24 protein-coding genes, 1 pseudogene and 1 riboswitch are annotated in these 26,312 nt (G+C 47.0%); of the genes and pseudogenes, 9 read left to right on the top strand and 16 right to left on the bottom strand.

Annotation, left to right across the window (positions count from 1 at the left end; all coding sequences use genetic code 11):
• Positions 1 to 89: 89 nt before the first annotated feature.
• The 6 genes from ACXAD6_RS02495 to ACXAD6_RS02470 all read right to left on the bottom strand — a co-directional run bounded on the left by ACXAD6_RS02495 (position 90) and on the right by ACXAD6_RS02470 (position 5,542).
• Complete coding sequence (locus ACXAD6_RS02495) at positions 90 to 1,013, bottom strand: hypothetical protein (protein WP_474967494.1); 924 nt, start codon at positions 1,011 to 1,013, stop codon at positions 90 to 92.
• 341 nt (positions 1,014 to 1,354) lie between these two features.
• The gene (locus tag ACXAD6_RS02490; RefSeq protein WP_474967493.1) at positions 1,355 to 2,050 is read right to left on the bottom strand and encodes a hypothetical protein; all 696 of its coding nucleotides are present in this window, start codon (positions 2,048 to 2,050) and stop codon (positions 1,355 to 1,357) included.
• Complete coding sequence (locus tag ACXAD6_RS02485; RefSeq protein ID WP_474967492.1) at positions 2,047 to 2,793, bottom strand: hypothetical protein; 747 nt, start codon at positions 2,791 to 2,793, stop codon at positions 2,047 to 2,049. The genes ACXAD6_RS02490 and ACXAD6_RS02485 overlap by 4 nt, the downstream gene beginning before the upstream one ends.
• Positions 2,735 to 3,679: an ATP-binding cassette domain-containing protein gene (locus tag ACXAD6_RS02480; protein WP_474967491.1), complete on the bottom strand. Its 945-nt coding sequence runs from the start codon at positions 3,677 to 3,679 to the stop codon at positions 2,735 to 2,737. The genes ACXAD6_RS02485 and ACXAD6_RS02480 overlap by 59 nt, the downstream gene beginning before the upstream one ends.
• Positions 3,676 to 4,083, bottom strand: coding sequence for a GntR family transcriptional regulator (locus tag ACXAD6_RS02475; protein ID WP_474967490.1), 408 nt, complete (start codon positions 4,081 to 4,083; stop codon positions 3,676 to 3,678). The genes ACXAD6_RS02480 and ACXAD6_RS02475 overlap by 4 nt, the downstream gene beginning before the upstream one ends.
• 109 nt (positions 4,084 to 4,192) lie before the next feature.
• The gene (locus ACXAD6_RS02470; RefSeq protein ID WP_474967489.1) at positions 4,193 to 5,542 is read right to left on the bottom strand and encodes a hypothetical protein; all 1,350 of its coding nucleotides are present in this window, start codon (positions 5,540 to 5,542) and stop codon (positions 4,193 to 4,195) included.
• A 438-nt stretch (positions 5,543 to 5,980) separates the two neighbouring features.
• Here ACXAD6_RS02470 and ACXAD6_RS02465 point away from each other — a divergent pair, with 438 nt between their 5' ends.
• Both ACXAD6_RS02465 and ACXAD6_RS02460 read left to right on the top strand, forming a co-directional pair.
• Positions 5,981 to 6,763 (top strand): CAP domain-containing protein, encoded by a 783-nt coding sequence (locus ACXAD6_RS02465; protein ID WP_474967488.1) that lies wholly within the window; start codon positions 5,981 to 5,983, stop codon positions 6,761 to 6,763.
• Between the two features lie 402 nt (positions 6,764 to 7,165).
• The gene (locus ACXAD6_RS02460; protein WP_474967487.1) at positions 7,166 to 7,501 is read left to right on the top strand and encodes a hypothetical protein; all 336 of its coding nucleotides are present in this window, start codon (positions 7,166 to 7,168) and stop codon (positions 7,499 to 7,501) included.
• A 37-nt stretch (positions 7,502 to 7,538) separates the two neighbouring features.
• On the opposite strand, the gene ACXAD6_RS02455 is transcribed toward ACXAD6_RS02460, so the two are convergent.
• Entirely contained in the window at positions 7,539 to 9,017 is a 1,479-nt protein-coding gene (locus ACXAD6_RS02455; protein WP_474967486.1) for a methyl-accepting chemotaxis protein, read from the bottom strand.
• A gap of 12 nt (positions 9,018 to 9,029) precedes the next feature.
• Entirely contained in the window at positions 9,030 to 9,797 is a 768-nt protein-coding gene (locus tag ACXAD6_RS02450) for an SDR family NAD(P)-dependent oxidoreductase (RefSeq protein WP_474967485.1), read from the bottom strand.
• A gap of 191 nt (positions 9,798 to 9,988) precedes the next feature.
• On the opposite strand from ACXAD6_RS02450, the gene ACXAD6_RS02445 reads away from it, so the two are divergent.
• Complete coding sequence (locus tag ACXAD6_RS02445) at positions 9,989 to 11,092, top strand: oxidoreductase (protein WP_474967484.1); 1,104 nt, start codon at positions 9,989 to 9,991, stop codon at positions 11,090 to 11,092.
• 118 nt (positions 11,093 to 11,210) lie between these two features.
• Here the strand turns inward: ACXAD6_RS02445 and ACXAD6_RS02440 are convergent.
• Positions 11,211 to 11,381: pseudogene (locus ACXAD6_RS02440) on the bottom strand (IS5/IS1182 family transposase); the annotation flags it as partial.
• A gap of 251 nt (positions 11,382 to 11,632) precedes the next feature.
• On the bottom strand, positions 11,633 to 12,370 hold the full coding sequence (locus tag ACXAD6_RS02435; RefSeq protein WP_474967483.1) for a DUF3784 domain-containing protein: 738 nt from the start codon (positions 12,368 to 12,370) through the stop codon (positions 11,633 to 11,635).
• Positions 12,371 to 12,490: 120 nt separating this feature from the next.
• Between ACXAD6_RS02435 and ACXAD6_RS02430 the strand changes: the two genes are divergently transcribed.
• Complete coding sequence (locus ACXAD6_RS02430; RefSeq protein WP_474967482.1) at positions 12,491 to 14,131, top strand: DUF2207 domain-containing protein; 1,641 nt, start codon at positions 12,491 to 12,493, stop codon at positions 14,129 to 14,131.
• Here the strand turns inward: ACXAD6_RS02430 and ACXAD6_RS02425 are convergent.
• On the bottom strand, positions 14,069 to 15,040 hold the full coding sequence (locus ACXAD6_RS02425; RefSeq protein ID WP_474967481.1) for a LysR family transcriptional regulator: 972 nt from the start codon (positions 15,038 to 15,040) through the stop codon (positions 14,069 to 14,071). The two genes, ACXAD6_RS02430 and ACXAD6_RS02425, sit on opposite strands and share 63 nt — an antisense overlap.
• A gap of 112 nt (positions 15,041 to 15,152) precedes the next feature.
• Between ACXAD6_RS02425 and ACXAD6_RS02420 the strand changes: the two genes are divergently transcribed.
• On the top strand, positions 15,153 to 15,707 hold the full coding sequence (locus ACXAD6_RS02420) for a flavodoxin family protein (RefSeq protein ID WP_474967480.1): 555 nt from the start codon (positions 15,153 to 15,155) through the stop codon (positions 15,705 to 15,707).
• A 39-nt stretch (positions 15,708 to 15,746) separates the two neighbouring features.
• On the opposite strand, the gene ACXAD6_RS02415 is transcribed toward ACXAD6_RS02420, so the two are convergent.
• A complete protein-coding gene (locus ACXAD6_RS02415; RefSeq protein WP_474967479.1) occupies positions 15,747 to 17,039 on the bottom strand; it encodes an NCS2 family permease in 1,293 nt (430 codons plus the stop codon).
• A 59-nt stretch (positions 17,040 to 17,098) separates the two neighbouring features.
• A riboswitch (purine riboswitch) is annotated at positions 17,099 to 17,199 on the bottom strand.
• A gap of 224 nt (positions 17,200 to 17,423) precedes the next feature.
• Between ACXAD6_RS02415 and ACXAD6_RS02410 the strand changes: the two genes are divergently transcribed.
• The gene (locus ACXAD6_RS02410; protein ID WP_474967478.1) at positions 17,424 to 18,218 is read left to right on the top strand and encodes a helix-turn-helix domain-containing protein; all 795 of its coding nucleotides are present in this window, start codon (positions 17,424 to 17,426) and stop codon (positions 18,216 to 18,218) included.
• Positions 18,219 to 18,256: 38 nt separating this feature from the next.
• On the opposite strand, the gene ACXAD6_RS02405 is transcribed toward ACXAD6_RS02410, so the two are convergent.
• Entirely contained in the window at positions 18,257 to 19,024 is a 768-nt protein-coding gene (locus tag ACXAD6_RS02405) for a SurA N-terminal domain-containing protein (protein WP_474970347.1), read from the bottom strand.
• 397 nt (positions 19,025 to 19,421) lie between these two features.
• On the opposite strand from ACXAD6_RS02405, the gene ACXAD6_RS02400 reads away from it, so the two are divergent.
• Positions 19,422 to 19,679, top strand: a complete 258-nt coding sequence (locus ACXAD6_RS02400; RefSeq protein ID WP_027955811.1) for a hypothetical protein — start codon at positions 19,422 to 19,424, stop codon at positions 19,677 to 19,679.
• A 39-nt stretch (positions 19,680 to 19,718) separates the two neighbouring features.
• Here the strand turns inward: ACXAD6_RS02400 and ACXAD6_RS02395 are convergent, their stop codons facing one another.
• Both ACXAD6_RS02395 and ACXAD6_RS02390 read right to left on the bottom strand, forming a co-directional pair.
• On the bottom strand, positions 19,719 to 21,920 hold the full coding sequence (locus ACXAD6_RS02395; RefSeq protein WP_474967477.1) for a Z1 domain-containing protein: 2,202 nt from the start codon (positions 21,918 to 21,920) through the stop codon (positions 19,719 to 19,721).
• A 71-nt stretch (positions 21,921 to 21,991) separates the two neighbouring features.
• Positions 21,992 to 22,426: a YkvA family protein gene (locus tag ACXAD6_RS02390; protein ID WP_474967476.1), complete on the bottom strand. Its 435-nt coding sequence runs from the start codon at positions 22,424 to 22,426 to the stop codon at positions 21,992 to 21,994.
• A 225-nt stretch (positions 22,427 to 22,651) separates the two neighbouring features.
• Between ACXAD6_RS02390 and ACXAD6_RS02385 the strand changes: the two genes are divergently transcribed.
• Both ACXAD6_RS02385 and ACXAD6_RS02380 read left to right on the top strand, forming a co-directional pair.
• Positions 22,652 to 23,911, top strand: coding sequence for an ATP-grasp domain-containing protein (locus ACXAD6_RS02385; RefSeq protein WP_474967475.1), 1,260 nt, complete (start codon positions 22,652 to 22,654; stop codon positions 23,909 to 23,911).
• Positions 23,912 to 23,941: 30 nt separating this feature from the next.
• Complete coding sequence (locus ACXAD6_RS02380; protein WP_474967474.1) at positions 23,942 to 25,903, top strand: hypothetical protein; 1,962 nt, start codon at positions 23,942 to 23,944, stop codon at positions 25,901 to 25,903.
• Positions 25,904 to 25,947: 44 nt separating this feature from the next.
• Here the strand turns inward: ACXAD6_RS02380 and ACXAD6_RS02375 are convergent, their stop codons facing one another.
• On the bottom strand, positions 25,948 to 26,259 hold the full coding sequence (locus tag ACXAD6_RS02375; RefSeq protein WP_474967473.1) for a hypothetical protein: 312 nt from the start codon (positions 26,257 to 26,259) through the stop codon (positions 25,948 to 25,950).
• Positions 26,260 to 26,312 lie beyond the last annotated feature (53 nt).

Here is a 26,312-nt window from a genome sequence, read left to right as displayed (position 1 = left end):
GACTTGGATTTCACAGTCGAAATACAGTCAAAGAGGATATCAGCCAAAAACAGGGATCCTTCAAACTTGAAAGTTCAAGGTTGAGGGCTTTATTTATCTTTATGCTGCTCGCTGGCTTCGATTTCTGAAGTAAGTTCTTCTATCTTCGTTTCCAACACTTTCATGAAAGTACTTTTATTCCCGGCCATATGTTTAGGCCGGATGGCTTCACCAAAAAAGGAAGCCATCTGGTCCTCCATTTGGTGAAGAAGCTTTTCCTCTTCCTTCTTCCGTTGATCGGCAGCCGTCTGCCATTTTTGGAGTTCTCCTTTTAACTGACGGACCTGCTCCTGCTCGACTTCGTACTGCTTTTGCAACTCTTCCAGTTCCTTTTTCCGCAGGGAGGCATCTTTTTGGAGAGAAGCTTTCTCCTGCTTTTCTTTTTGAAGCAGGCGCCGGCTTTCCAAGTAATTGTTCATTAAGAAGGCTTGGTCCTGCAGCATACGGCGGGTCCGTCTTCCTTCTTCCACAAACAACTTTTCTAATTCTTCCGCTTTCTTATGCCATTCCCTTTGTTTATCCTGCTCTCTTTGAATCTCGACTTTCAGTTCCGCATAACTTCTCTGCAGCATGGACGTATCCCGCTGAGACTGAAAAAAGCGCTGCTGATATTCCCCAAGCTCGGCCTCGAGCTGTTTCCTTCTAGCTTCTTCCTGTTTTTCAGATTCTTTCAGATCAACGACATGGGCCTGCCACTTCTTGATTTCTGCTTTATAGTGCTCTTCCTCCGTCCGGGCTTTTTCCAGCTGGAGTTCGTACGTCTGGTTTCTTTTAGCCAGTTCACCTTTCAGCACCGCTTCTTCTTCCGACCAGCGCCCGCTTTCCTGCTTCAATTGTTCATTTTCTTTTTTTAAACTTTCCAGCATGGAGTAGTGATAGTTTTCCTGATAATCCTGTACCTTTTTCTTATATTTATCCAGCTCTGAGCGGTAATAAATCACTTTCTGCTGCAGTTGTACAGCGTCTTTATTCATCACTTCCGCCTCCTCCATCCATACGTTTCACCCCATAGGCAAACGTTGTCCATCTATCCTTCTTTTCTATCCTATGAACCTTCAAGTCTGAATATCACCACCGCGCACAGGTGTGAGCTGACCTGTTTAGGCCAAAACGCCGTTTCGCTTTCATCATAGATGCTTATGATAGTAAAGAAGGGAGGGGAAAGGATGAGTCACAACGATCAACCTAAAAAATCGGACGCCGCGCCTTTACAGAGACCTCCTCGCCGAAAGCCGCGTAAAGGCGGCTGCTGCGGGAAACGCCGCTGAATAAAAAAACGTCTAGGAGTCTGACACCTAGACGTTTTGCATGTTCTTTATGCAGCCGGATCAATAAGGGTATAATTTCCGTTAATCTCCGTCCCTGCAGGAACCTGAATATAGACAGCCTCCTCGCCCCAATCGATATGAGTTCCTCTTCCCCGGTCCCCGCGTTCCCCGGAAAACTGGGTGAAAGGAAATTCAGAGGTGAACATTTGGTAATGAATATCTACCGGTTTTTCCACGCTCACCGTCAAGGTTTGCTGATTCATGGCCAAAGTCGGTTTGAATTCTTCCTGGACTTTTAAACCATCCACGTAGATCGGCGAGCGGTAATAAGAGGCTTGAACCCTCCCGGTTAGATCAGAAGTTTTTTCTATGAAAATACCCGGCCCACCTTCGTTTTCCACATAGGTTTCAAGTGTCAATGAGTGATCCTGAAGCTCAAAAGACCACTCTTTGACAAGGGTATCCTTGTTCACCTCATCCACTTTTCCCTCGGCAATCAACATAGGGATGGATATTTCTGATCGATTTTTTGAATGTGTGCTTTCCTCATTCATTGAAGCTGTTGTTTCAAAAGAAAGGAAAGCAGAGACAATCATCGATACCAGCAGAAGGACGAAATACCCTCCAAGCATCCATAACCCTGTTTTCCCCTGACCCAGGCGCATTTTCATCGTTCCTATAGAAGAAAACGCAGTGACGGCGACGACCAGAGCAAGAATAAGTATAGGCAGCAGAACCATCATCTTTTCACTTCCAATCGGTTTGAGATGAGAAAGGCGGTAACATAAGCAGCTGTACTGATGGCCAGACTCTTCATGATAAACAGCCAGAAATTCTGTTCAGAAAAAAGGAATTGGAAAAAGAAGCGATCCATGGAATACCCTGCGCTTTCCAAAGAAATCAAGAGGCCGATAAATAAGACGGGAAGCAGGATAACGAACATTTTGTTCCACTGGACTATCATCCCCGCAGCATAACCGAAGCCTGCAAACATAAAGATGGTCAGGATGAGCGATACAAGGCCCATGACATAGATTCCTGCTCCTTCTGCCCCGTTATTGCTCAAAAGCTCCTGTGAGGTAAAAAGAAAGACAACCACTTTTAAGAGATATCCAGAAAGTGACGCCGTGAACCCCGCAATCGAGCAGATGATCCACAAATAGATGATCGTAGACAACGTGCCGCTCGTGCGGTTGGTAACAAACGCAAAGTCATCTTCTCTGTAGGCTTTGGTCGTCAGAAGCAGCGCCGTCATAAATCCCCAGAAAATCGTAAAAATCATAATCATATCTGCATTGTAATAATCCACCTGAATATTGTAATTCATTCCTCCTGAACTGCTCATTCCCGTACCATTCAACGAAAAAAGAACGGCCAGAAGCTGAATGACCACCAACGACGTAAACACGCTGATATAGGCGCGCCATTTATAGCTGATTTGTTTTTTGACCACTTCCGCTGTTGATATGTCCGCTGAATACATCATCCAAGCCTCCTTTCCCATTTGCTTCTCCTGTCATATAAATGAAGGCATCGCTCGCTGAAACGGCTGACAGCTGGACACCATTCCGCTTCAACTCTTCTTTTTCCACCGTTGTGAGATCATTCTCAAGGATGATGGTCTTTTCGTGAGGTCCCTGCTTTTCTTCATATAAGAAAACCTTATGCTTCATCCACTCCGGCATGGATTCTTTCCGTCCGGATACCGCGACCGCATAGGACTTCATGTCTTCCATAGAGGTATGCAGCAGAAGATTTCCTTTATCCAGAAGGATGATCTCCTCCAGCATATCCTCCACCTCTTCCAGATGATGTGTGGATAGTAAGATCGTCCGCGGGTATGCCAGATAGTCTTTTAATAAGGCTCTGTAGAAATCCTTCCGAACCGCGGCATCCATCCCTGTAGTGGGTTCGTCAAAAATCGTAAGCGCTGAACGGGAAGCCAGGCCGATAATCATATTGAAGGTGCTCTCTTTTCCTTTGGACAGCTGGTTGTGACGACCTTTTGGGTGAAAACCGAAATAGTCAAACAAGTTCATCGCAAGTGTATGATCCCAATTATGATAAAAGCGGCGTCCCTCCTCTAAAATTTCCTTTAGCGTTAAGGACGTTGGAAAATTCATCTGATCATCAATGTAGATGCTGTTGGCTGATACCAAAAGATTGTTGAACGGGCGGTTCCCATAGACCTCAACTTCTCCATCACTTTCTTTCAAAAGACCTGCGAGAATCTTTAACAAGGTCGTTTTCCCTGCTCCGTTCCGGCCGGCAAGACCTGTGATTTTATTCTCCTCCACGGAGAAGGATACCCCATGGAGTGCTGTTCTTCTGCCGTACTTTTTCGTTACTTCTTCGCATTGAACGGCTTTCATTCTGATCCCCCCTTCCATGAGTTCCGGATAAGTTCAATAATCTCATTCTCTGACAGTTGAAGATAGCCGGCTTCTGTCACCACATCGTCAATCAACTGCTTTAATGTCTGGTTCTTCCGTTTCTCGATAATCATCTGCCTTGCCCCTTCGGCCACAAATTTACCGATTCCCCGCTTATCATAAAGAATCCCTTCCTCTGCCAATTTTGTAAGCCCTTTGGCCGCTGTTGCGGGATTGATATTGTATATGTCCGCCAGCTTATACTGCGAATAAACCTTCTCATCCACGTTCAAACCGCCATTCATGATTTCACTTTCGATCCATTCTGCGATTTGTATATAAATCGGTTTCATGCCATCTGTATCCAGGATCACTTTGATCACCTTCTCTCCGAATGGGTGCATTAGTGTTGTAATGTAGTATATTACACACCGGTTCTTTTGACAATAATATCCACACAAAAAAAGCTGATCTTATGAAAGATCAGCTTCCCGGCGCCGGATGATTTGAAAATCAGCTTCGTTTTTGCAGGTCCACACAGAGCTTCTGGTAAGCTTTAGACTCCTCCATCATCTGTTTATCCTGGTAGACTTTAGCAAGCCATTGGAGGGGCTCAGGGCGATCAGGCTGAAGCTCCATCTCCATTTGGAAACATTCCAGAGCCTGGTCCAGCTGGTGGAAACTATAGTACCCTTCCCCAAGTTCAAGGAGGTGATCGAGATCACCCGAAATCTCTTTCATCCGCACGATTTTCTCAAACGACGGGGATTGTTCAGACAAAGGTCGTATTCTTTCAATGATTTCTTCCATCTCCATCTTCTCAAACAAGGCTTCAATATATTTCTCTACCAGGTGTCCCGTCGATTCCGGTAGAACTGGAAGGATTTTCTCCAAAAGGATATGCACCGCATCAAGGGACTGCCGCATATCGATTTCATCAAGCATAGCCGCGGCCGATGCCATTTGGTCTGAGTGCGGCTGGATATCAAAGCGTTGAACGATGCCGGCCGATGGTTCTACTAAACGTTGATCAAGATAGCGGTCAAACAGGAAATCCGTGACTTGATCATAGGCAGGACGGCTGGATATGAGTGGTTCCAACAGAGACATTTGGTCCCGGGTCTCAAAGGTGTCCCTTACCAAATGAAGGAACGCTGCTGATTCTTCAGCAGATAAGGATGAGGGCAGGGAGTTGATTCTGTGGACAAGGTGTTCCACTTCCCTGTTTTCGTTAAGTAGGAGGCGCGACTTCTCTTCCATCGATGCATGGTCTTCGGCGTACAAACGATCGCGTTTGAATAAGGAAGCGTCCTGCGTTTCGTAAGCTTCTGATGCGGAAGCAAAAGCGAGGTCATGGCTGATTTCCTGTACGAACCGGCTCTCAGGCGCCAGACGCACCATTTCCCGTACGATTGTGTAGGATTCAAACATTTTACCTTCCCGTCTACACGTATAAAAGACAGCTTTCATATCAGCAAGCAGTTGTTTTTTAGGAATAAAAGATTCAAAGAGAGTGAGGATCCGGCTTTGTTCCTGCCTTGTAAAATGCCGGGCAGCTTTCTTTTTCAACTGGGGATAGTTGATTTTCTGAAGGGGTTTTTCTGCGTCTAACAATCTCGTAAGGAGGGGATGCGGCTGGTCATAAACCAAGCCTTCTTTCCATACACGGGAAGCGTAGGAGGTCCGCTTCATCTTTTTCGTCTTAACAGCCGTCAGGAAGGTCTGCTTGAAAAAGAACAGCAGCCAGCAGTTTTCATCATCATATCCTTCTATCAGCTGTGTCTGTTCATAAAAGGCAGCCCGCTCCGCTTTTATCCGTAAAGGCTGTTTCTGCTTCGGAATCGACAGGTCTATCATCGTCATACAATCAACCTCCTTTATTTCTACCTTCACTATACCATAACTTTTTCCAATCCCTCCAACTAAAAAATATAAGCCGATGTCGTGTACCAGGCCCATCCCGCCTCTTGCAGCACGGGTTCATAGAAGATTTACCTTGTAACACTGATGTTACATATGTAACAAATCTCCTCTCTTACAAAAGCTGTCAAGGCGCACTTTTATGAAATTTATAATCGAAATGGATAACTCTTCCTATGCTTCCTTCCGCCCTCTATTAAATTATGAGACTATTCTGTTCACGCCGCCGTTGGGTTCAGTCGTTCTTCCACAGGGGATGCTCCCATATGCTCTATCTCTCAGAATGGCAGTTTCCAGATTCAACCTCCTATATTACACGATCTTGATGGTACGATAGAGTTGTTCCAAACAACACAACTCATCAAGGAGGAATTTTAGATTATGAAAAAGCCACTTATTCTGACAGGCGCACTTGCGCTGTCTCTACTAGCATCACCAGCCACATCCCTTGCTTCTACAGGTGAGGTTCAGAAAGACTATCAGGTTCAAACGAAAACCATTCAAATAGATTCCAGTCAGGTGAACGACTGGGTAAAACAAAATGAAGAGGCATTGAACAATGGTCAGTATGATCAATTGGATGTACAGTCTCTGCTTAAACAATTCAATTGGAATGCCCAGCCTTCTGAGCAGGCACCCGTAGAAGAGCAGCCGGCCCAGCAAGAGGAGCCTGCGCAACCGGCAGAAGAAGAAGCTGCACCACAGCCGGCACCTGAAGAAACAACAGCATCAGAAGAAGAAGCTCAAGCGCAGGATTCCGCCCAGGAAGAGAATGTTTCTTCTGACGTATCCGCTTTTGAAAAAGAAGTGGTGGAACTTACGAACCAGGAACGTGAAAAACAGGGTCTTGAACCACTGGAACTGGATACAGAGCTCAGCGGAGTAGCGGAGGACAAGTCTCTCGATATGCAGAACAATGACTATTTCTCCCATAACAGCCCGACGTACGGTTCTCCATTTGATATGATGGATCAATATGGTATTGACTACCGCACAGCCGGTGAAAACATCGCTATGGGACAGACATCTCCAGAGCAGGTTGTTGAAGGCTGGATGAACAGCCAGGGGCACCGAGAAAACATTATGAACCCTGACTTCACCCACATCGGTGTAGGTCACGCCGAAGAAGGCAACTACTGGACACAAATGTTCATTGGTAAATAACAGACGATAGAAAAAAGCCACCGGATTTCCGGTGGCTTTTTAGCTTGTAGAGAAACCTTTTTTCTAGTGACTCCAAAAGAGTGGTCATCCATACTTGGTCATGGATAGGATTGTTCCCACGCAGGCGGCCGTAACGCAGCTTGTCCTGTTCTTTTGAAACAGCGGAGGAGCTGTACTCAACGTTCTCTTTTATCATAGGGTAAAGCAGTCTTCCCACAGGCATCGGCACGAGGAGCGTTCGGTGGTGACGCCTGCGGGAACCATCCACCCAAAAAGCGGAACGTGTCCCCCTCACCACGACATGCGGACAACTCTAACTGGATAACACAGATTTTTCTATCTCTATCGGGTAGGTCTTTCGTCCAAAATGACTTTTTTTCTTTTTTATGGGAAGAAAAAGTATTGCCTTTTGTCAGAATATTTCATAAAATCAATCATACTTTAACTATATCAAATACGAAGGAAGTGGTCGGTTTGAATAAACATACGGTGAGTCACCTCTATCATGTCTGCCCCTTATGTCAAGGAACAGGAGCCTACAAAGAATATGATGACAGCAAGGCTAATATGATTATGGACCATTACAGCCGCGTCAATCATGCCAGTGAGAAAGCGGCTTGGAAACTGGCCGTCGAGGAAACCAGTTATGAAACCAAGTGCAGCCGCTGCCACGGAAGCGGTCACGTATTAAATGATGAGGGAGAGGAAGTGTACAAGGCACTAAAGCAGTTCGCTTGAATCCTCCAAGGAAGACGGGCATGAAGCCCGTCTTTTTTTATACGTTCTCCTCCAGCAGGTGAACAGCTCGGTCTGTTGTTTCTTTCATGGTATCGGCGATTTTTCCATTATCATCCGTCAATGACTCTACTGTGGCACTCATCTGCTCCATTCCGGCGCTCGACTCCTCGATGACGGCTGCCAGATCTCCGCTCCAGCGATCAATTTCCGTACTGCTTTCTACAACCCGGCCCGCCGCTTCATTCGTTTGATCAAAGCTTTGATTGATGTCTATAAGCACGCGGCTCAGCTCCTGGAAGGTGCCGTGTATATCTGTAGAAGAAGATTGTATCGAAGACATCTTCTCTACACTTACCTCCATCTTGGACAAGGTTTCTGCATTATTCTGGCTGACTTCAAGAAGATTCTCAGTGATTTGATCAGCCGCCCGCTTGGTTACTTCGGCAAGCTTGCGGATTTCCTCAGCGACAACAGAAAAGCCTCTGCCGGCTTCCCCTGCTCTCGCAGCCTCAATGGACGCATTCAAAGCGAGAAGATTCGTCTGCTCTGAAATTTTCTTAATATCTTTAGAGAAGCTGTCGGTTTCCTTCACTTTTTCACTAAGTGTATAGAAGGTTTCTTTCAAATCATGGATAAACGCGTGAACCTCCTCCACACCCTTGGTAAACCTATGTACCTTTGTTTTTCCCTCTCCGGTCAATTCCCCTGCCCGGCCGGTCTCTTCCTTCAGTGTATCCATAAGACCGCTCAACTCTTCCATTTCGGTACGCGAAGAACTGGACTGGTCGGAAATGGCAGTAATCTGTCCGCTCTGATGATGGCTGCCAGCCGCTACTTCCTGAATGGCATGCCTCATTTCTGCCTGCGATACCCGATTCCGCTGTACATGCTCGTTCACCTTGGACAAATCATCAATGATCACACTTACATGCTCTTCCAATGTGCGGCGTTTTTCCTGTTCCACCTTGGAGCGTTGTTCGGCTTCCAGAAGGAGCTTTCTGATAAATGTATCCTGCCGGTTGCCAAGGTAGATCAAGACTCCGAGAAGCAGGCCCATGAGAATGTAGACCAACAGGATTGTCGGTGCCTCCTCAAGAATGGCGTCCTTATTGACCGTACTTAAAAAAGTGCCTGTCAGAATCGTGACCAATCCGAGTCCATACCCAAGCGCAAAGACAGCCGCCTTGTAATGAACGACGGAAAAGATGGCCAGGAAATAACTCACTAATATAATGGTCCATCCCCCGCCCGTCACCCATATCCCGGCCATTGTAAATACTTGGACGAGAACAACACTGATGTAAGGGAACCAGCTGTCTTTTCTCATAACAAATGTAAGGACCGTATACAAAAGCGTATATAAAAGCATTTCTGTGCCGAACATCGCCACAGCCGCCATGTCTTGTTCTACGAAAGACTTCAAAAAAGCAGCAGCAAGAGAGATCCCGAAACCAGCAAATAAAAGGCCGTTTTTCTTCTTCATGTCCTTCTGCTTCATTGCTTCTACGTTATTCATACTCTTCTCTCCTTATGGCCGGATGTCGGACTTGAACACAGTGAACCCATCATCCGCCATGACGGTTGTTCCATTGATGGAACGGGACACATCGGAAGCTAAAAAGGCCACCACACCAGCGACTTCCTCCGGCTCAATCAGCTTTCTCGTCAACTGCTGATGCTCCATATATTCCAGAAGGCCGGCTTTCCTGTAACCGTCTACAATTTTCGTATTCACACCACCCGGTCCGATTGCGACAACACGTATGCCGTGTGGAGCAAGCTCTAAAGCTCCATGCTTTGTAAGCGTGACGACCGCTCCTTTTGCTGCCTGGTAGCCGGTAATACCAAGCGTTCCTGTAAATCCGAAAACAGAAGCATTGTTGATAATCACCCCCTGCACATCAAGCTCTTTCATTTTCTTGGCTGCAGCCAGCATTCCATAATAGACCCCGTGCTGATTCACATCGACAACCGCGTGATAGTCTTCCGGGGTATGCTCAAGGAAGGGCTTATTGACGCCGATCCCTGCATTGTTGAACATAATATCGATCGTACCAAAGGCATCGACAGCGGTTTCCACCAACGCTTCCACCTCATTATAGGCAGTCACGTCCGTTTTACAGAAAACAGCTTCTCCGCCTTGCTTTCTTAATGCTTCAACGACCTGCTCTCCTTGGTGCTCATTGATATCCGCCAGCACCACCCGTGCTCCCTGGCGGATCATCTCCTCTGCAGCAGCTTTCCCGATTCCATCGGAACCACCGGTAATAACAGCCACTCTACCTTCTAAATTCATATGCTCATCTCCTAAAAAGTTCTATCTTCTACTATATCGGCAGGATGGAAGATTATTGAAGGATGACTGTCTCTAATGAAAAAAAGACGCAGGGGTATGCTAGCTTATAGCTGGCTGAGCATTTACTTTGAATTTGAGACAAAAAGAACGTACCCTGAAAGAGCTTACGATAAGGAAAGGTGGCAGAAGACATGCTTTTTGATTCATTCCATTTAGACAGCAGAACACTCCAAAACCGTTATGTTGTGGCACCAATGACCAGGATCAGCGCAGAGGCTGATGGCCGTGCCAACGATACAATGAAAGAATATTACCGCCGTTTTGCTAAAGGCGGCTTTGCAGCCATTATCAGCGAAGGCATCTACACAGATCAGAGCTTCAGCCAGGGCTACAACAATCAACCAGGCCTTGCGACAGATATTCAGGCGGATGCATGGAAACCCGTGATAGAAGCGGTTCACGATGAAGGCTCCATCATGATTGCCCAGCTGATGCACGCGGGAGGCCAAAGTCAGGGGAATGCTTATACAGATGAAACCATCGCTCCATCTGCCATCGCCCCTAAAGGCGAACAGCTTGGCTTCTACGGGGGATCAGGTCCGTTCCAGACGCCTAGAGCGATGGATGAACCAGACCTGACGGAGACGAAAATGAGTTTTGTCGACAGTGCCAAGCGCGCAAAAGCTGCTGGTTTTGACGGCGTGGAAATCCACGGTGCCAACGGCTATCTGCTGGATCAGTTCCTGACCGATTACTTAAACCACAGAGAAGACGCTTATGGGGGTTCTGTAGAAAACCGGCTGCGTTACGTCCTTGAAGTGGTAGATGAAGTCCTTGCAGCCGTAGGAGAAGACTTTATCGTCGGTATCCGGATTTCGCAAGGGAAAGTAGCCGATCAAGCCCATAAATGGGCCGGTGGTGAAAAAGAAGCGGAAGAAATCTTCGGAGTTCTCGGTAAAACCGGTCTCGACTATATCCACGTCACAGACGGTGATGCTGCTGCCGCTTCCTTCGGTGAGGGAACAAGAACACTGGCAGAAGCAGCAAAAGCGTTCAGCAAAATTACAGTGATCGCCAATGGTCAGCTCCAGGACCCGGAAAAAGCCGAAGCCCTTCTGACTTCCGGGCAAGCCCATCTCGTTTCCATTGGGACCGGTGCTCTTGCAAATCCGGATCTTCCGAACAAAGTGAAAGACAGCAAAGAGTTGAATGCCTTTGATTTCGAGAAAATCCTCCTGCCTCAGGCAGAAGTGAAAGAAGTAGAATTGAAACATGAGATATACACGAAAGAATAACAAGAAAGGCAGCGGATTTCCCGCTGCCTTCAGCTTGTAGAGAAACCTCAGTTTCTTTACAAGCTTTTTTTCTTTCTTACCGCCAGGAGTCGAAGGGGCACCGCTCCTTGGAACTTCTTTAACATCGAAAAAGACTCCCCTTGACCCAGCTCACCCTTGCTGGATGGAGGACAATCTTTTTCATATCCCGGCAGAAAGCCGTCATCAGCGCCTGTTCCTTCCCATTTTCTTTTCCACGCAAGCGGGAATAGCGCAGCCCATGCCGTTCTTTTAAATGTGCGAACCTGCGTATGGCACAATTTCTCTCCTATATTCTAACGTCCGCACGAGGAGCGTTCGGTGGTGATGCCTGCGGGAACAGCACGGGCCGAAGATCCACTTGGTCAAATGGTTTTCTTGACCAAGTTAGCTGAGGCCGTGCCCGCGGCAAGCATCCACCGGTAAGCGGAATGTGATCCTTCCCACGACAAATAGACAACTCTAACTGGTTAACACAGGCTTTTTCTACAGCCAAAAGGCAGCCGATTTCCCGCTGCCTTTTTACTTCCCTTTATTCAGCTGCTCATCAAGGAGTTCAATCTCTTCTCGCGTTTCACGGCTTAACCAAAGCTCCTCTTCCCCTTTTTGAACATGGAGAAACGGTCCTTCGCTTTGGTCATGGATGAAAAGACGTGCAGGTCCATAAGGTTCCTCCAGGCGGAACTGCCCCTTCAATTGTCCGGCTGCCGCAAAACCATTGGACTTTAAGATAACTTCTGGAAGTTCTTCTTCAATCGCAACCTCATCAATATCCTCAAGCTCCCATTCCAACCCGTACATCCCGGAAATCTCCAGGTGTGTATCCGTCACTGTGACTTCGTTTTCCATCACGCTGAAATACGTTAAAACACCGATGCCTGAAATGACCAGAATGCCCAGGATCGATGTGATCCAAAGACTCTTTTTTCTTTTTTCAGGGACTTCATACATCTGCACGCGGACCGCGCCTCCCAGCACAACGAGGAGGAAGACAGCCAGACTGATCTCCAAACCATATGGAACCGGAAGCAATCCGATTATAAAGACACCTGCAAACAGAAGGAATATAAGGAGTAGCAGCCGTTCGACCGCTTTCACATACCCATTTTCCATCAGGATACGCTTTTCCTCCTCAGGACGACTGGAAAACCCAGATATAAGACCGTACTCTTTCCGCTTCACTACAAGGAAAGTCAGGCCTCCCGTAATGATGAGCGCAGCCCCCATGGCTATGCTGAAAACTATTGTCCCTGCATCCATTGGTACACCTCCTTCTTATGTCTTTTCTTTTATACGAAGCCGCTGCTCCGAACGTTCCCATCCATTTTTTGAAACCCTTCTCTTTTCTTGTCCGTAACCATAAGAGAAAGCAGGTGACGAATGATGAAAAAGCTGATGGGATGGATGCTTGCTCTGGTTGTTTTTTTCATTCCGCTTCAAGCATCCGCAGTAGAGTTAACCATCGAGGATACGAAGATTAACGCAGACCTTAAGAAAAACGGGGATGTTCATGTAACCGAAGTCCATACCTACACCTTTGAAGGGGATTTCAACGGCATTACCCGGACACTGCTGCCTAAGGAGGGCACATCGATTACGAATGTCCAGGCAGAGGAAAAAGGACAGGAACTTCGTATCGAGCAGGAGGACCATACCTACAAAGTGTTCAGAGACGGTGAAGATGAAACCATCACGATTGATTTATCCTACACCATTCAGAATGGTGTCGAGGTCTTTACGGATGCAGCTCAGTTCTACTATGCATTTTTTGATAAGAGCAATGAAAGTGATTATGAGCAGATGTCCATTACCGTTACACCCCCGGAAAAAGCAGAAGTAAGCACAGCCTATGGAGAAGATTCCGCTTATCAAACCGAGACCATTCAAGAAGACGGGCGTGTCCTATTTGATATGGGCTATGTAAACAGTGGAACGAATGGAAATATCCGTGTCGCATACCCGGCAGACGTGTTTCCGGAAGCCGAGGCTTCTGACACTGCTATACTGAGCAGCATCCAGAACCAAAAACAAGAGTTGGATGAAACGATGGCGGCTCGTCAGGAAGCCGTCAACAATTGGAAAACGGCTGCCCCTTTCCTCCTGACTCTAACGGCTGCGGCTGCCATTCTTCTATTAGGAACAGGATTTGTCAATCGTTCTGCCGTAAGCCAGGAAGCTCAGCGGCAGAGAGTCGGAAACGGCTTTTTTCCGACAGAGGAAATGAGCCTGCCCGCGTTGATTTATTTCACCAATCATGGGCAGATCACCCATTCAGCCGTTACAGCATCCCTGCTGCATATGATTGACAAAGGCAGCATCAGACAGCATTCCGAAAAAGAATTTGAACTCGTCAGCCGGAAAACAGACAAAGACCACGAGAAGCAGCTGATCACCTGGCTGTTTGATGATATAGCAGAAGGAAATCTGCTTCACATCGACGATCTGGAAGCTTATGCAGAAGAAGAGAAGAACCAGGAACATTACCGGCTGGCCTTTCAGAAATGGAAGGAAATCGTACGCTGGGAATACCAAAGTCTCAAACTTCGGAAAGAAAACACTTGGCAGCGGTGGACAGCGTTAGGGATGTCGTTTGTCAGTTTGGCTCTCATCTTTATCTTTGGCTACTACACACTGATTCCATCTATGTCAGCAATGATTGGTTTTTCACTCTTTTTCATCATTTTCACGGTCGTGTACAGACCTTTAACCGCAAGAGGGCATCGTGTCCGCGAACAAGCAGAACCCTACAAGACTGGGCACCTGCAGAAAAATGGAGAAGACGAAGCCGGGATCCCTGCTCTGCTCTACCAGATCGGCTTTGGAAAACAGAAGTGGCGGGCAGGGCATCCTTCTTCCTCTTCAACCAATCAGGCTGCTCTATTTCTTATACTGGCAGCAATTTTGGACGCCGGTTTTGACAGAGCAGACACCCACACCGCTGTGTCCGCTGCCTCCTCATCAGGAACAAGCGGAGGGGGAGCTGGTGTCGGAGGCGGCGGTGGAGGATCCGGGGGTTTTTAAATCCCCCCCCTCCTCCCTGTCTTCCTGAAGAAATTCTCTGGATATATCGATGAAATCCTTTAATGGCGGAGAAAGCCATTTATCTTTATGCCACGCCAGCTGCGTAAATAAAGGAGGCTGGGGGCTTTTCCACCCCAAATCAACGATCCTCCCTTCAGAAAGTTCACGTTCAACGACCATTTGAGGAAGCGCAGCAATTCCAAGGCCGGCGATGACACACTGCTTAATCGCTTCGATACTCCCGAATTCCAGCTTATTAAGAGGGGAAATTTCCGAAGCGGCACATACTTGTTCCAAAAGGCTTCGATACGAGCAGCCTTCTTCTGTAAGAAGCAGAGGCTGCCGTTCAATATCACTCAGTTGAAAGGCTTCATTGTCCTTCAACCAGGCATCCGCACCTGCGACAAGCTTAATATCCTCCTGCAGCAAAGGCTCTATCGTCAAAGACTCTTCCGGCCTGGACGTATCCATGATAAAGGCCGCATCCAGTCGTCCATCCATCAGATCCCTGCGGGCGTGAGCATCGGAATGGGCAGGCTTAAAGATTAACTCCACGTGAGGATGACGGCTTTTGAAAGCCTTCAATACAGGCGGGAGCCGGTACGTACACTGACTTTCCTGGGCACCGATCGTAAGCCTCTCCCTCATCCCGTCTTCTCCGTTAAGTGCCAAACGAGCATCCGAGCTGAGTTTCACCATCTTCTCAGCATACCCTTTAAACTGGTGGCCGGCCTCTGTCAGCACCAGCTTCTTTCCGAGACGTTCAAATAATGGGCGTCCAAGTTGAGCTTCCAGCGATTTAATCTGAGCGGTGACACTGGATTGGGCAAAATTGAGCATAGAAGCGGTTTTCGTGAAATTCAAGGTTTCTGCTGCCGTTAAAAATGTGACAAGCTGCTTTTCATCCATTATTAATTCTCCCATCGTTTTTTTCGATGATAACCATTCAAATCATCCGTTTTTATGATTAATGGTTTTAGTATAAGCTAAACGAAGAAGAGAAACAAAAGGAGGTAAAAGAATGAAAATTGCTGTACTGAATGGCGGAAGCCGGCAAGGCGGAAACACAAACATACTTACGGAAAGGTTGGTAAAAGGGCTGGAAGTAACCACTTTTCATCTCGAAGCCTATACCATTAAACCGATCATGGACGGCCGGCATGACGAAGGCGGGTTTCAGCCGGTGGACGATGACTACGAATCCCTGATGGAACAAGTGATGAGTCATGATCTTCTTATTTTTGCTACACCTGTTTACTGGTATTCCATGTCTGCAGCAATGAAACTGTTTATCGACCGGTGGTCCCAGACAATGCGGGAGCCTGAATACGGAGATTTCCGTGAACGGATGTCCAAAAAGCAGGCTGTCGTCCTTGCAGTGGGTGGAGATTCTCCTTATATGAAAGCTCTCCCGCTTCTACAGCAGTTCCAGCATATTTTCCAGTTTGTACACCTGCCTTTTTCAGGTTACGTGCTTGGACAGGCGAACAAACCCGGGGAAATATGGAAGGATCAGCAAGCCTTATTCGCAGCAGATGAGATGAACAAAAAACTCCATACCTTGATAAAGGCATAAAAAAATCCTGGAGCACCAATGCTCCAGGATTTTTCATTTTTATAGGAAGACGAAATACATGATAAACAATCCGCCCAGTGTATACATAATCGGGTGAACCTGCTTCCATTCTCTGCGGGCAATCATCGCAAATGGATAAAGAATGAACCCAAGAGCGATTCCTGTGGCAACACTATACGTGAGCGGCATCATAATAATCGTAACAAACGCGGGTATTGTCACTTCCAGCCGGCTCCAGTCGATTTCTTTGACTTCTACGGCCATCAACGCCCCGACAATAATCAACGCCGGCGCTGTAACTTCAGGAGTAACGACACCGAGAAGCGGTGAAAAGAACAAAGCGATGAAGAAGCAGGCGGAAATGATGACACTGGTAAAACCTGTTCTTCCCCCGACAGCTACACCCGCGGATGACTCTACGAAAGATGCTGTCGTCGATGTTCCAAAGATGGCTCCAAGAACACCGGAAGATGAATCCGCAAGTAAAGCACGACCGGCATTCGGAATTTTATTATCCTTCATCATTCCGGCCTGGCTGGCTACCGCAATCAACGCCCCGGCTGTATCAAAGAAGGCTACGAATAGAAATGTGAAAATTACAGCGATGACTTCCGGCTGAAAAATATCCCCAAGGTGCTGGAAGACGACACCGAATGTCGGAGCCATGCTCGGCACCTCTCCGACAATAGAACCCGGCACATCCACAAGACCGAAAATCATACCGATGATACTTGTTACCACGATACCGTAAAAAATCCCACCGCGGATCCCACGGACAAGCATCATTAGTGTAAGGATAAAACCGAAACCTGCAAGAGCCGTCGTCGGTGATGTCAGGTTACCAATGGTAACGAACGTTTCCTCATTGGAGACGACCAGTCCGGCATTTTTCAGCCCTACAAAGGCAATGAAAAAACCGATTCCCCCCGCAATAGCATGCTTCAAATCTTTAGGAATGACATTGATAATCTTCTCCCGGATCTTAAACAAACTTAAAATCATAAAGATAATGCCGGCTATAAATACCCCGGTCAAGGCCACCTGCCATTCAATTCCCATACCAATGACGACAGAAAAGGTGAAAAATGAATTCAATCCCATACTTGGCGCGATACCTACTGGGAAGTTCGCCATGAGACCAATCAGCAGGGAACCAAAGATAGCAGATAAAGCCGTTGCTGTGAACAATGCTCCCTGATCCATCCCCGCCTGACTGAGGATGATTGGATTCACAACCAGAATATAAGCCATAGACAAAAACGTGGTCACACCGGCCATCGTTTCTTTTTTTATCGTTGTCCCTCTTTCCTCAAACTGAAAGAAGTTTTTCATGATGTTCCCTCCTAAAACAAAAAAACACCGGCAGCTGCCGATGCGTATACTAAGGGAAAGGTCCATCTATTTTCCCTTGTAGACGAGCTATTTCCGGTAGCTGGTAGAGACGCTCAGGCCGTATTCCTGAACTTATACAAGGTGTTTCGTCAATTAAATTATAGAGAGAATCATAACAACGGAAAAGTAACGGGTCAATCCTTTTGTATGATGTTCTATTATTCTCATTTTTCTTATAAATCCAGAGTTTCTAAGGTTATGAGCAGATGTAAACCTCTCGTTTCCCATTTGCAACCGTTCGTTGACAATCTTCCACTCTAACAGTATAGAAAATTCTTCCATTGTTTTCTATACTGGATGTAACAAAGATGAAGGGGGCTTTCCATGAACTTTGGAGAAAAGCTGTTTCAATTAAGAAAGGAAAAGGGATTGTCGCAGGAAGCACTCGCTGAGCAGCTGCAGACCTCCCGTCAGGCCGTTAGTAAATGGGAGAATGGTCAGGGATATCCAGAAACAGAGAAGCTGCTGACCATTGGCAGCATTTTCAATGTGTCGATGGACTACCTATTAAAAAAAGAGTCAGAACGAGAACCTGAGGAGGAACAGGGGTATTACGTCAGTCGTGAAATGGCCGAAGCTCATTTCACCTACGTAAACTCCATGGGACGTTCTCTGGCCGTAAGCCTCAGTCTGTTCCTGCTTGGTTTAGTACCCTACTTCCTTTTTAAAGGATCACCCGAATTTCTTGCAGTCATGATTGCAGGCCTCGCTGCTGCAGGGGTGATCTTCTTTATTAAAGCCATGACGACCAAAGGTGCAGAAAACTATGAAATCATAAGCAGCAGGGAATTGATCTTTGACCCCGGGTTCAAAACCGAAATCACGGACCGTTTTGAATCCGTCCGAACTCGACTCGTCTCTTTTCTCATGCTCGGGGTAGTCCTTGCCGGAACTGGATTTATCACCCTGCTTCTTGAAGAAAATGGAGTGACCAACGGGGCTCTGTCTGCGTACTACCCTGTGATTACCATAATATCAGCAGCCGGAGTGTATATCCTTGCCCGTGTCATTGCTGCGTTCACAGCATACGACCTGTTGATCAATCATGAAAAACATAGTCAGAAAAGAAAGGAAAAATCTGAAAAGAAACTGCGTAAGAAACGGAAAGAATGGATCTAACACACAAAAAAGCTGCCCCTGACGGACAGCTTTTTTTCTTATAAGTTTACGGTAACTTCGCCTTCTTCACGAAGCTTGTCTACAAGCTTTTGTGTTTCTTCGGACTGCTTCTGGGTTTGAAGGTTCTGTTTGATTGTATCTTTCACATCTTCATAAGCAGGAATTTCCTGTTCTGTTTCCGCACTTTCCTGCTGCTCGACAGCTTTGTCGTACTCCGCTTTTACTTCATCATCCGTCGGAGCTTCTACACTGACTTCTTCTTCAAGAAGCTGATCGACTTTCAGCTGGGAACGTACCTCGGAAAGGACTTCGTCTTCTTTCATTCCCTGGTTGGCAAGCTCTTCAAGGAATTTATCCTTGGATTCCATCTGGTTCTGCTCGGCAAGGTCTGTCAGCATTTGATCGACTTCTTCATCGGATACCTCGTAATCACGGCTCTCTGCTTCCTGAACAAGCAGTTCCTGGCCGACAAGGTTGTTGGCGACATCTTTCTTCAACTGATCCTGATCAAGCTCTGTACCTGTCATTTGAGACTGCATAGCCATCTGTTGGAATTGGCCTTGATACGTCGTTTCGAAATCCTCTTTCGTAATCTTTTCTCCATTGACTTCTGCGACTACATCCGGAATGTTTTCAAGATCCGGCTCAGGAGCTTCGGGCTGCTCGCCTTCCGTCTGCTCTTCCTGTGTCGTCTCAGTCTCTTCTTTATTATCATCAGAGGCTCCTTCATCTTCCCCGCACGCAGCAAGTAAAGCAATAAAGGCAGCCAGCATTAATCCCAATAACCATTTTTTATTCAATGTCATTTCTCCTTTTTCATCTGGTTGTGTAAGCCATTGTAACACGCAACCGGCTTCTGTAAATAGAACGCAGCTGCTCGACTATCCAGATTTCAGTTTGTTTGCACATCTGAAAACCGGGGTTGCAGCTTTTACAGGCAGAAGCGTGTGGATGGATAAACAAATGTGGAAAGTTTGTAAAAAAACGATGACAATATGTCACAGAACCCCTCATTCAGGAAGGGGAAGCCATTCGTTCTTCCATAGTTTAACAGGGATTCACATCTCTTAAAAGTACTCTCTCATAAATAGGTCCTTTTTCACGTTTGATTTTTTCGAATAGTTGAAATTATCGACGTCCTCTTATAGTATAATGTCTATAAATGGTTTTCTAGTTTTTTGATTTCCGTAGAGGAGTGAGCACATGTTAAAGGAATCTGACTTCCCGACTCAAGAACTGAAAGAGCAGTGGATCAAAGTACGAAATAAAAAACTGGAGGAAATGGCTCAATACATCCAGCGGTACTTCCACCTTACGAAGGTGAGGGAAAATCCAAGCAGTTATGAGGTTCAAGGCTACTTTTATCAGCCTGGATTCGGAGAAGTGAGAATGGCGTTTGAGTTCAGTTACGAGAACGTCGCCAAATTCACGGATCTATTCGACGAACCGATTGAAAAATAGCAGACAGTAAAAAAAGGACCTTCAAAGAAAGGTCCTTTTTTAATGCTTCCCTTTCACGGTGCGGCCCGCATAAACCGTCGGGGCCGTTTCTGACGGTACTAGGAGGACCGGCCACCAAAACGGAGACCCACGCCACCCCTGTTCTTTTTTTCCTTCCTGTCTCAGCATAATCAGCGCTGGGAAGTTACGGGCGAGACGGCGTGCTTCCGCAAGTTCTCCCTCCCCACGCCCGGGAGTATCCGGGGAATTCTCATAACTGCCATCCTTCTTCAGGCGCTGGATGTTCCTGTTTTTCCTCGCAAGGACCCAGACAAGCGCCTCTTTCCCTGATTCTGCGGTCAAATAGTCCAGAACCCCTTCATATTCATCCATGGAAAAGTCATGCCCCTCTTCCATTTCCAACGTCTCATGAACAAGACTGAGCAGACGTTTCGCTTCTCCGACAGGAACGAGATACGCTCCGTCCCGTTCTTTTAAGGCGGCCCTTTTCAATTGAGCCAACCGATCATCCAGCTCCCGAATCTGCTTTTGTATATGGGTCTTATAACCAGTCTGGAACCCGACAGGCAGCATCCGTTTGTGCGGCTTCATGGTGAGCACATTGGAAAGGAGGATTTTGTTCGGACTGCAGGGGATGATTTCTTCGGTACCATCCCTTTGGATAAAGACCACTCCCTGATCATGCCCTCCTCTTTCAAACGCCTGTCTGAGCGCTGAGTCAAACTCATGAATCCTCTTCATCACGGTATATATCCGTGCCGTCGTATAAAAACGGGTAACTGCTAGATCAGCTGCAGGACGGGCCCCGTACATCCGGGAATGCTGCAGTACCGTGTCCTGCTGGAACGACTTCGGGTTTCTTCCATAGAAAAATCCGATCAGATTATGGATGGTCACCCCACGGTCCAGAATCTGTCCTCCGATAAATATATTCATAGGAGCACGCAGCTTCAACTCTCCTTTATAATCCAGCAGATCCTGTACATCTTTTTCAGAATTGACGACACTGCTTACCACGTATTCTTCATTCAAAGAACGACGGACTTCCTCATAAACCTGACTGAAATCCGGTGTCGGCGATTTCTTCAATTTACTCACGGACCGGACCAAATCGTCATAAGCTGCACGGATCAACGTTTGAAATGTGACAGTTTCCTTGTCCGCTCCTTCCGTAAGCAGTTTTTCAAAGCCTTCGATCAGCTCAGCCTGCCAGGCGTGGGCACTCTTCCCACGCTCTGTATGAATGATAAAGGAATACTTCTCTTCGCGTTTTCCCTTCAACCGCTGCTGACAGCGCCGGATGGACGCACCAACGATAAAGTTCACAACGGCCATTCGAATGTTGGATATATTCTTCTGCTCCAGAAGCTGATCCATTTTCACCCGGCGGCCGTCCATCTTCTTCATTACTTCCAGTTCTTTTTCGTTCACTTCATGAAAAAGATAGGAAGCCAGATGATCTTCCTTTTCACTCATTTCAAAGTAGACATCCCCGCCGATATACCGGTTATGAACGGGTACCAGTTCCGTAAAGGACGGACGGATCGGTTCAAACACCTTGCCCTTATGGATCGTCATGTCCTCCGGTTGGAGATACAGCGAATATGGAGTGGCGGTTACCTGTAGAAACGCCGTGTCTTTGATTTTCTTACGGAGCTCATTGATCTTTGTCGCAATCACGCGCATCTGCTTCAGGTTTTGATCCCGCTTATATTCATAAGCGACACTGGCAAAATCCGCTTCATCATCAATGAAGAGAACTCGCTTCTCCTTTAATTGTGGATACTTTTCTTCAAGAGCACCCCGCAGGCGTTCCAAGTTATGTGTCTCTTTCTTCACAATCAGAGCGAGCTTTTGATTCCACTCATATTTTCTGAGATTGTCAGGCATGGACATAATGTCATAGACTCTCATCGCATCCTGGTCTACAGCATCTGAAAATTCTTCGTGAAGGCGGGCATACGTCTGGCGGACGAGAGCGTTCGTTCCTTTCGTTAAAAGGATGACAACATCAAACCCGTTATCATACATCAATCCCATAATCCCTATAAAGGTCCGGGTTTTTCCGGACTGCACTTTTCCAAGAAGCATCCCCGGACGCTGTTCGGAAGTCGCTGATGACGTAAGCTTGGCGGCGGTACGGACCATCGTCTCGCGTACCTGCTGCTTATATTCATTTTTTTTATTCAAATATTTAAAAAAGGCCCCATCTTTTTTGAGGTCCTGCAGGCTTTCAGTCATTATGAAATCTCCTTTTCGCAAAAACAACATTATTATACAGGAGACTTCCACATAAAAAAAGCGGGGATGCCTTAAACACCGGCTTCCCCATTTTCTTCGGGATCCTTCAGTTCATCCTTCGACACATCACGTCCGAAAATTGTACTGACTTTTTCTCCTGCCTGCTCTTTCACATCCTCATCGATATGGGAGAGGACCTGGTAGACCGCATACAAAATGACGGCACTGTCATCTGTAAAACCAACCGCTGGAAGAACATCAGGGATGGCATCCACCGGAAGAATCAAGTAACCAAGCGCACCGGCAATGGTCAACTTTGCCTTCTTCGGTGTATTCGGACTTTGAAAGGCATAGTATAACAACAGGCTGTAATAGACGAGCTGAGTCCCCAGACGGCTGCTGTAACCTTTTAATTTCTTCATCGTTTCGCTTTCTGAAAAATACCCGCGGCTTCGTGCAATCATCTGCTTCGGACGTAAATTCCTCCAAGAACGTGACTCCGACATGCGTTCTCCTCCTTTTTATTTAACATTCACCAATTTATCCTCTCTCAATCATTTCCCAGGAAATAGATCAATCTCCGACAGGAAATACGAGATTTGTAAAACCTTCACTAGTTTTGTCGAACCTCTATCTAACGCTTACAGTTTTCCCTCTACTTTGATACGTTTAACTTACGAATGTCAAAGTTTCCTAAATTTAGATTTTCAATGACAAAGGAGAGGGATCGAATGGAATTGGATCAACTGGAAATGAACACATCAATCGAAGAGGATGAAAAGACGAAGCCTTATTATACTGCACTGGTTGGATGGAGTGTCCAAGCCATTGAAGCGGCCGCACGGATGAACCGCCCGTTCATCGTCGTAGGTCCCGCGGAATTTCAACCGTATGCCGAGAAGCACGATATTCCTTTTGTAGGCTGGGACTTCAATAAACTGAATGAAGGATCGGATCAATTGTATAAGCAGCTCCGGGATATGGGAGCCGAGGTGGCTGTTCCATTATATGAAGAGTGTGTCGAATGGGCCGGGGCGCTGAACGCCAGATTCAGAGAGGATCCGAAAGTCTTCAACCGTTCCCTTCTGCTCCGTGATAAAGGGATGATGAAGCGGAAAGCACAGATTTCCGGTATTAAAGTCGGCGTGTTTGAGGAGGCAAGAGATAAAGAAGATGTGGAACGTTTCTTGAAAAGAGTGAATGAAGCGTTATTGAAGCTTGAAGGCGACCACTATGACCCGATTCACGTGAAACCTCTGGACAAAGCGGGATCTGTCGGTCACTTGGCGGTGTATACAAAAGAAGACATCAACCAGATTCAGGATACAGATTTTCCTCTTTTGATGGAAAGTCATCTGGATGGACAGGAATTCTCCTGTGAAGCGTTCATTCATAAAGGAAAAGTCCAGTTCCTGAATATTACGGAATATGTGCGCCTCGGGTATTCCAATTTCGTTCCTGCCTCTCCTTCTTTGGAAGAAAAACGTCCATTGATCGAAAAGGCTGTGCAGCAGCTTGTGGATGCCTTTGAAATCGAGTACGGCGTGATCCACCCCGAATATTTCATTACCCAGGATGGCACGCTCCACTTCGGTGAAGTGGCGGCGCGTGTACCGGGCGGCCATATTTTCGAACTGATTGAGCGGGCGTACGGTTTCAGTGCGTATGAAGCACAGATCTTATGCAGTGACCCAAGCACGACGGAGGAAGAACTTAAAGAATTCTTCCCTGATCCGTATGATTATCAAAACTATGCGGGGTGCCTGATGGTTCATCCGGGCATCGAATATGTCGAGGATTTAAAGATTCCGGAAGAGCTTGAGGATCATCCCTATTTTGAAAAGCATGATATGTTCACACCGCCACAAGGGAAAGTTGCGGAACGTGTCGGGTTTGGGAATCATTATGGAACCATCTTTTTCTTCGGACGTGACAGTGAAGAAATGCGTGACCTTCTGGAAACGTACGAAACGTATAATTTCTACATTTAAGTTCTCTCAAAAAGAGAAAGGAGTAGTCACATGCCTCAAACCACAGGTGCTCTTGCTGAACGATTCATTTACGCCCTGGACCAGCTGGCCCAGGCTCCTTCCTTTGTAAAATCAAAATATCAGACCGATGTCTATCAGGAAGCCAACCGTTTGATTGACGCAGACGATGGATTTGAAAACCTTTATCAGCATGCCGCACGTTTTGAAGAGGCCGGCGTTTTTCAGGACGGTCCGTGGGAATCCGCTGAGAAACTTCAGCCTCCCCTCGTAGGCGGATCCTTGAAAGCCAAAGGGCTGCCTATGATTATCGAAGTGCTGAGCGAGCTGCGGATGCTGGCTATAGCCGAAGGAAAGGCTTCTAATTCGAGTGTGACCCGTACAATGGCTGAAGAGTTCCTCAATGAAGTCATGGTATTGAACCTGAACCTTCTTTTTCCAGATGCCAGCGAAAGTGCGCGGATTGAAAAGCATGAAAATGACGAGAAAGCTGAAAAACTGTTTACGTTTCTTTCCACTCATTTATCGTCGACCGCCCTCATTCAGACCCTTATTCATGAGATTAAACGGCTGACTGCCCAACGCCCTATCATGATCAAGCGGATCGTATCAATGATCAGGATGGCCAAAGAAATGGTCAGCCAGGATACAGAGAAGAATGATACAACAGAATTGAAACAGTTCATAGCTGCCATTGAAGGCCCCTCACCACTGAGCGGGCAGTTCAAGGATGTCCATGCGTACCGCAGCCAGCTGAAGACGATCCCCAGGGCTGACTTGATTTCAGAAAGTGTCGCGCTTGCCACATCGATGCGGGACACCGGTTTAGTCGCTCCCCATCATGCGACACTGCTGAGATTTCTAAGCAAGCAGAATCCTGGTCTGTTAACGTATGCCCTGAGCCTTAACAGTAAGGGCAGTGCCAACCTTGAAGAAAACCGGGAGTTAGTGATCCAGTTGATCCGCTCGTCCATTTTCCCAGGCACGAGACAAGCCATTTACGGACTTGCGATGATGCTTGAACGCGGGGTCCTCTCCCACTCACCCGTAGCCCCGGGACTGCGTAGGCTCATAGAGCTTGATATCCGGCCGGATGTCAGGAATGCACTCTATTCCACAACCAATACCGGGGAAGGTGTGACAGCCAACAGTATTCTCGTCGCCGGCACCATCCAGGTCCTCGGTCAGCCGATGGGGGTCGGGCAAGGATTTAATCCGACCTGTCAGGCTGCGAGAGGAATCAGCTTATGGGCCCAGCATGCCCCTGGATTCCTGCTCGAGATCATTCCGAGAGCAGCCAGAGATGGGGACTTGGATTTCACATTTGAAGGTGCTCAGATCCATTCCAAAGACTTAAAAGGCGGGCTCGCCCCCGATCTTCATAAAGAGCTTGACCCTGTATCCCTCGTACTCGTCCCGCACTTAGATAAAATTTACAGCGAGATGATGACACGTGTTGCCCTCCGCGGAGAAGACGGCCACCGCTGGGTAAACCCGGCTTTTTACGGCAACTGGGTGCAGAAAGGGTTCAGTTCGGTCTTCGATCCCATCACAGGGTATGTTCTGGATTACAACGGATTTATCAAGCTCTTCTATGCGACCCATCATCCAGACTACAATGACGACTATGAATTGATTTATCCGAATCCTGTCGGCATATTCATTACAAATGTCCATGGAAAGCTGCTCGGTCTGCATGCCGTTTCCATTACAAGGATTGCAAAAGACCCGCAGGGCATTTACCGTATCTACTTCTACAACCCGAATAACGACGGCTCCCAGAACTGGGGACAGAATATTGAACCAAGCGTAAACGGGAGTGGAGAACAGGAAGGGGAAAGCTCACTTCCCTTTGATGCATTCACATCAAGGCTGTACGCTTTCCATTACAACCCTTATGAACAGGGAGATGCCTACGCTGTTGAAAACACGATCGTACAGAATATACGTACGCTTGCTCAGGAAAGCTGGGGCAGAGATTATACGTGGGTATAACAAAAACCCGGACTCATTTGATATGAGTCCGGGTTTTTAAAGTTTCACTCCTTATACCCCTCCGTCCCTGAGAAATATTCTTCAAGTAATTCTCCTAAGGTTATCCCCCAGCGATCCATGATCCTCCGCTCAAATCGGGCAATGGAAAATTTCCGCTTCAAATCCAGCGCATGTTCCGACATCCCCATGAAATCAGCCAGAGCTAATAATTCTTTGTAGGCAAGCTTTTCCGTCATCATCGTTCCACAAGCCTTACCGTAGGCTTCATACTTCACCCGGGCTGCTTCCAGCACATGAATCAAGGGGCGTGTTTTGAAGTAATGAACAGCTTCTGCCCGTCTGCTCTTTTTATTCACTCCCTCCACTCCGTTCCATCATTTTCCTTAATGTACTATATGTATGCAGAAGG

The organism is Halobacillus sp. ABH2_015 (genome assembly GCF_056158945.1).
This window is presented reverse-complemented; position numbering and strand designations above follow the sequence as displayed.

Coding starts and splice junctions, on each gene's coding strand:
- ACXAD6_RS02495 (WP_474967494.1), bottom strand. CDS start 1,013: ATGAATAAAGACGCTGTACAACTGCAGCAGAAAGTGATTTATTACCGC.
- ACXAD6_RS02490 (WP_474967493.1), bottom strand. CDS start 2,050: ATGATGGTTCTGCTGCCTATACTTATTCTTGCTCTGGTCGTCGCCGTC.
- ACXAD6_RS02485 (WP_474967492.1), bottom strand. CDS start 2,793: ATGATGTATTCAGCGGACATATCAACAGCGGAAGTGGTCAAAAAACAA.
- ACXAD6_RS02480 (WP_474967491.1), bottom strand. CDS start 3,679: ATGAAAGCCGTTCAATGCGAAGAAGTAACGAAAAAGTACGGCAGAAGA.
- ACXAD6_RS02475 (WP_474967490.1), bottom strand. CDS start 4,083: ATGCACCCATTCGGAGAGAAGGTGATCAAAGTGATCCTGGATACAGAT.
- ACXAD6_RS02470 (WP_474967489.1), bottom strand. CDS start 5,542: ATGACGATGATAGACCTGTCGATTCCGAAGCAGAAACAGCCTTTACGG.
- ACXAD6_RS02465 (WP_474967488.1), top strand. CDS start 5,981: ATGAAAAAGCCACTTATTCTGACAGGCGCACTTGCGCTGTCTCTACTA.
- ACXAD6_RS02455 (WP_474967486.1), bottom strand. CDS start 9,017: ATGAATAACGTAGAAGCAATGAAGCAGAAGGACATGAAGAAGAAAAAC.
- ACXAD6_RS02450 (WP_474967485.1), bottom strand. CDS start 9,797: ATGAATTTAGAAGGTAGAGTGGCTGTTATTACCGGTGGTTCCGATGGA.
- ACXAD6_RS02445 (WP_474967484.1), top strand. CDS start 9,989: ATGCTTTTTGATTCATTCCATTTAGACAGCAGAACACTCCAAAACCGT.
- ACXAD6_RS02435 (WP_474967483.1), bottom strand. CDS start 12,370: ATGGATGCAGGGACAATAGTTTTCAGCATAGCCATGGGGGCTGCGCTC.
- ACXAD6_RS02430 (WP_474967482.1), top strand. CDS start 12,491: ATGATGAAAAAGCTGATGGGATGGATGCTTGCTCTGGTTGTTTTTTTC.
- ACXAD6_RS02425 (WP_474967481.1), bottom strand. CDS start 15,040: ATGGATGAAAAGCAGCTTGTCACATTTTTAACGGCAGCAGAAACCTTG.
- ACXAD6_RS02420 (WP_474967480.1), top strand. CDS start 15,153: ATGAAAATTGCTGTACTGAATGGCGGAAGCCGGCAAGGCGGAAACACA.
- ACXAD6_RS02415 (WP_474967479.1), bottom strand. CDS start 17,039: ATGAAAAACTTCTTTCAGTTTGAGGAAAGAGGGACAACGATAAAAAAA.
- ACXAD6_RS02410 (WP_474967478.1), top strand. CDS start 17,424: ATGAACTTTGGAGAAAAGCTGTTTCAATTAAGAAAGGAAAAGGGATTG.
- ACXAD6_RS02405 (WP_474970347.1), bottom strand. CDS start 19,024: ATGACATTGAATAAAAAATGGTTATTGGGATTAATGCTGGCTGCCTTT.
- ACXAD6_RS02400 (WP_027955811.1), top strand. CDS start 19,422: ATGTTAAAGGAATCTGACTTCCCGACTCAAGAACTGAAAGAGCAGTGG.
- ACXAD6_RS02395 (WP_474967477.1), bottom strand. CDS start 21,920: ATGACTGAAAGCCTGCAGGACCTCAAAAAAGATGGGGCCTTTTTTAAA.
- ACXAD6_RS02390 (WP_474967476.1), bottom strand. CDS start 22,426: ATGTCGGAGTCACGTTCTTGGAGGAATTTACGTCCGAAGCAGATGATT.
- ACXAD6_RS02385 (WP_474967475.1), top strand. CDS start 22,652: ATGGAATTGGATCAACTGGAAATGAACACATCAATCGAAGAGGATGAA.
- ACXAD6_RS02380 (WP_474967474.1), top strand. CDS start 23,942: ATGCCTCAAACCACAGGTGCTCTTGCTGAACGATTCATTTACGCCCTG.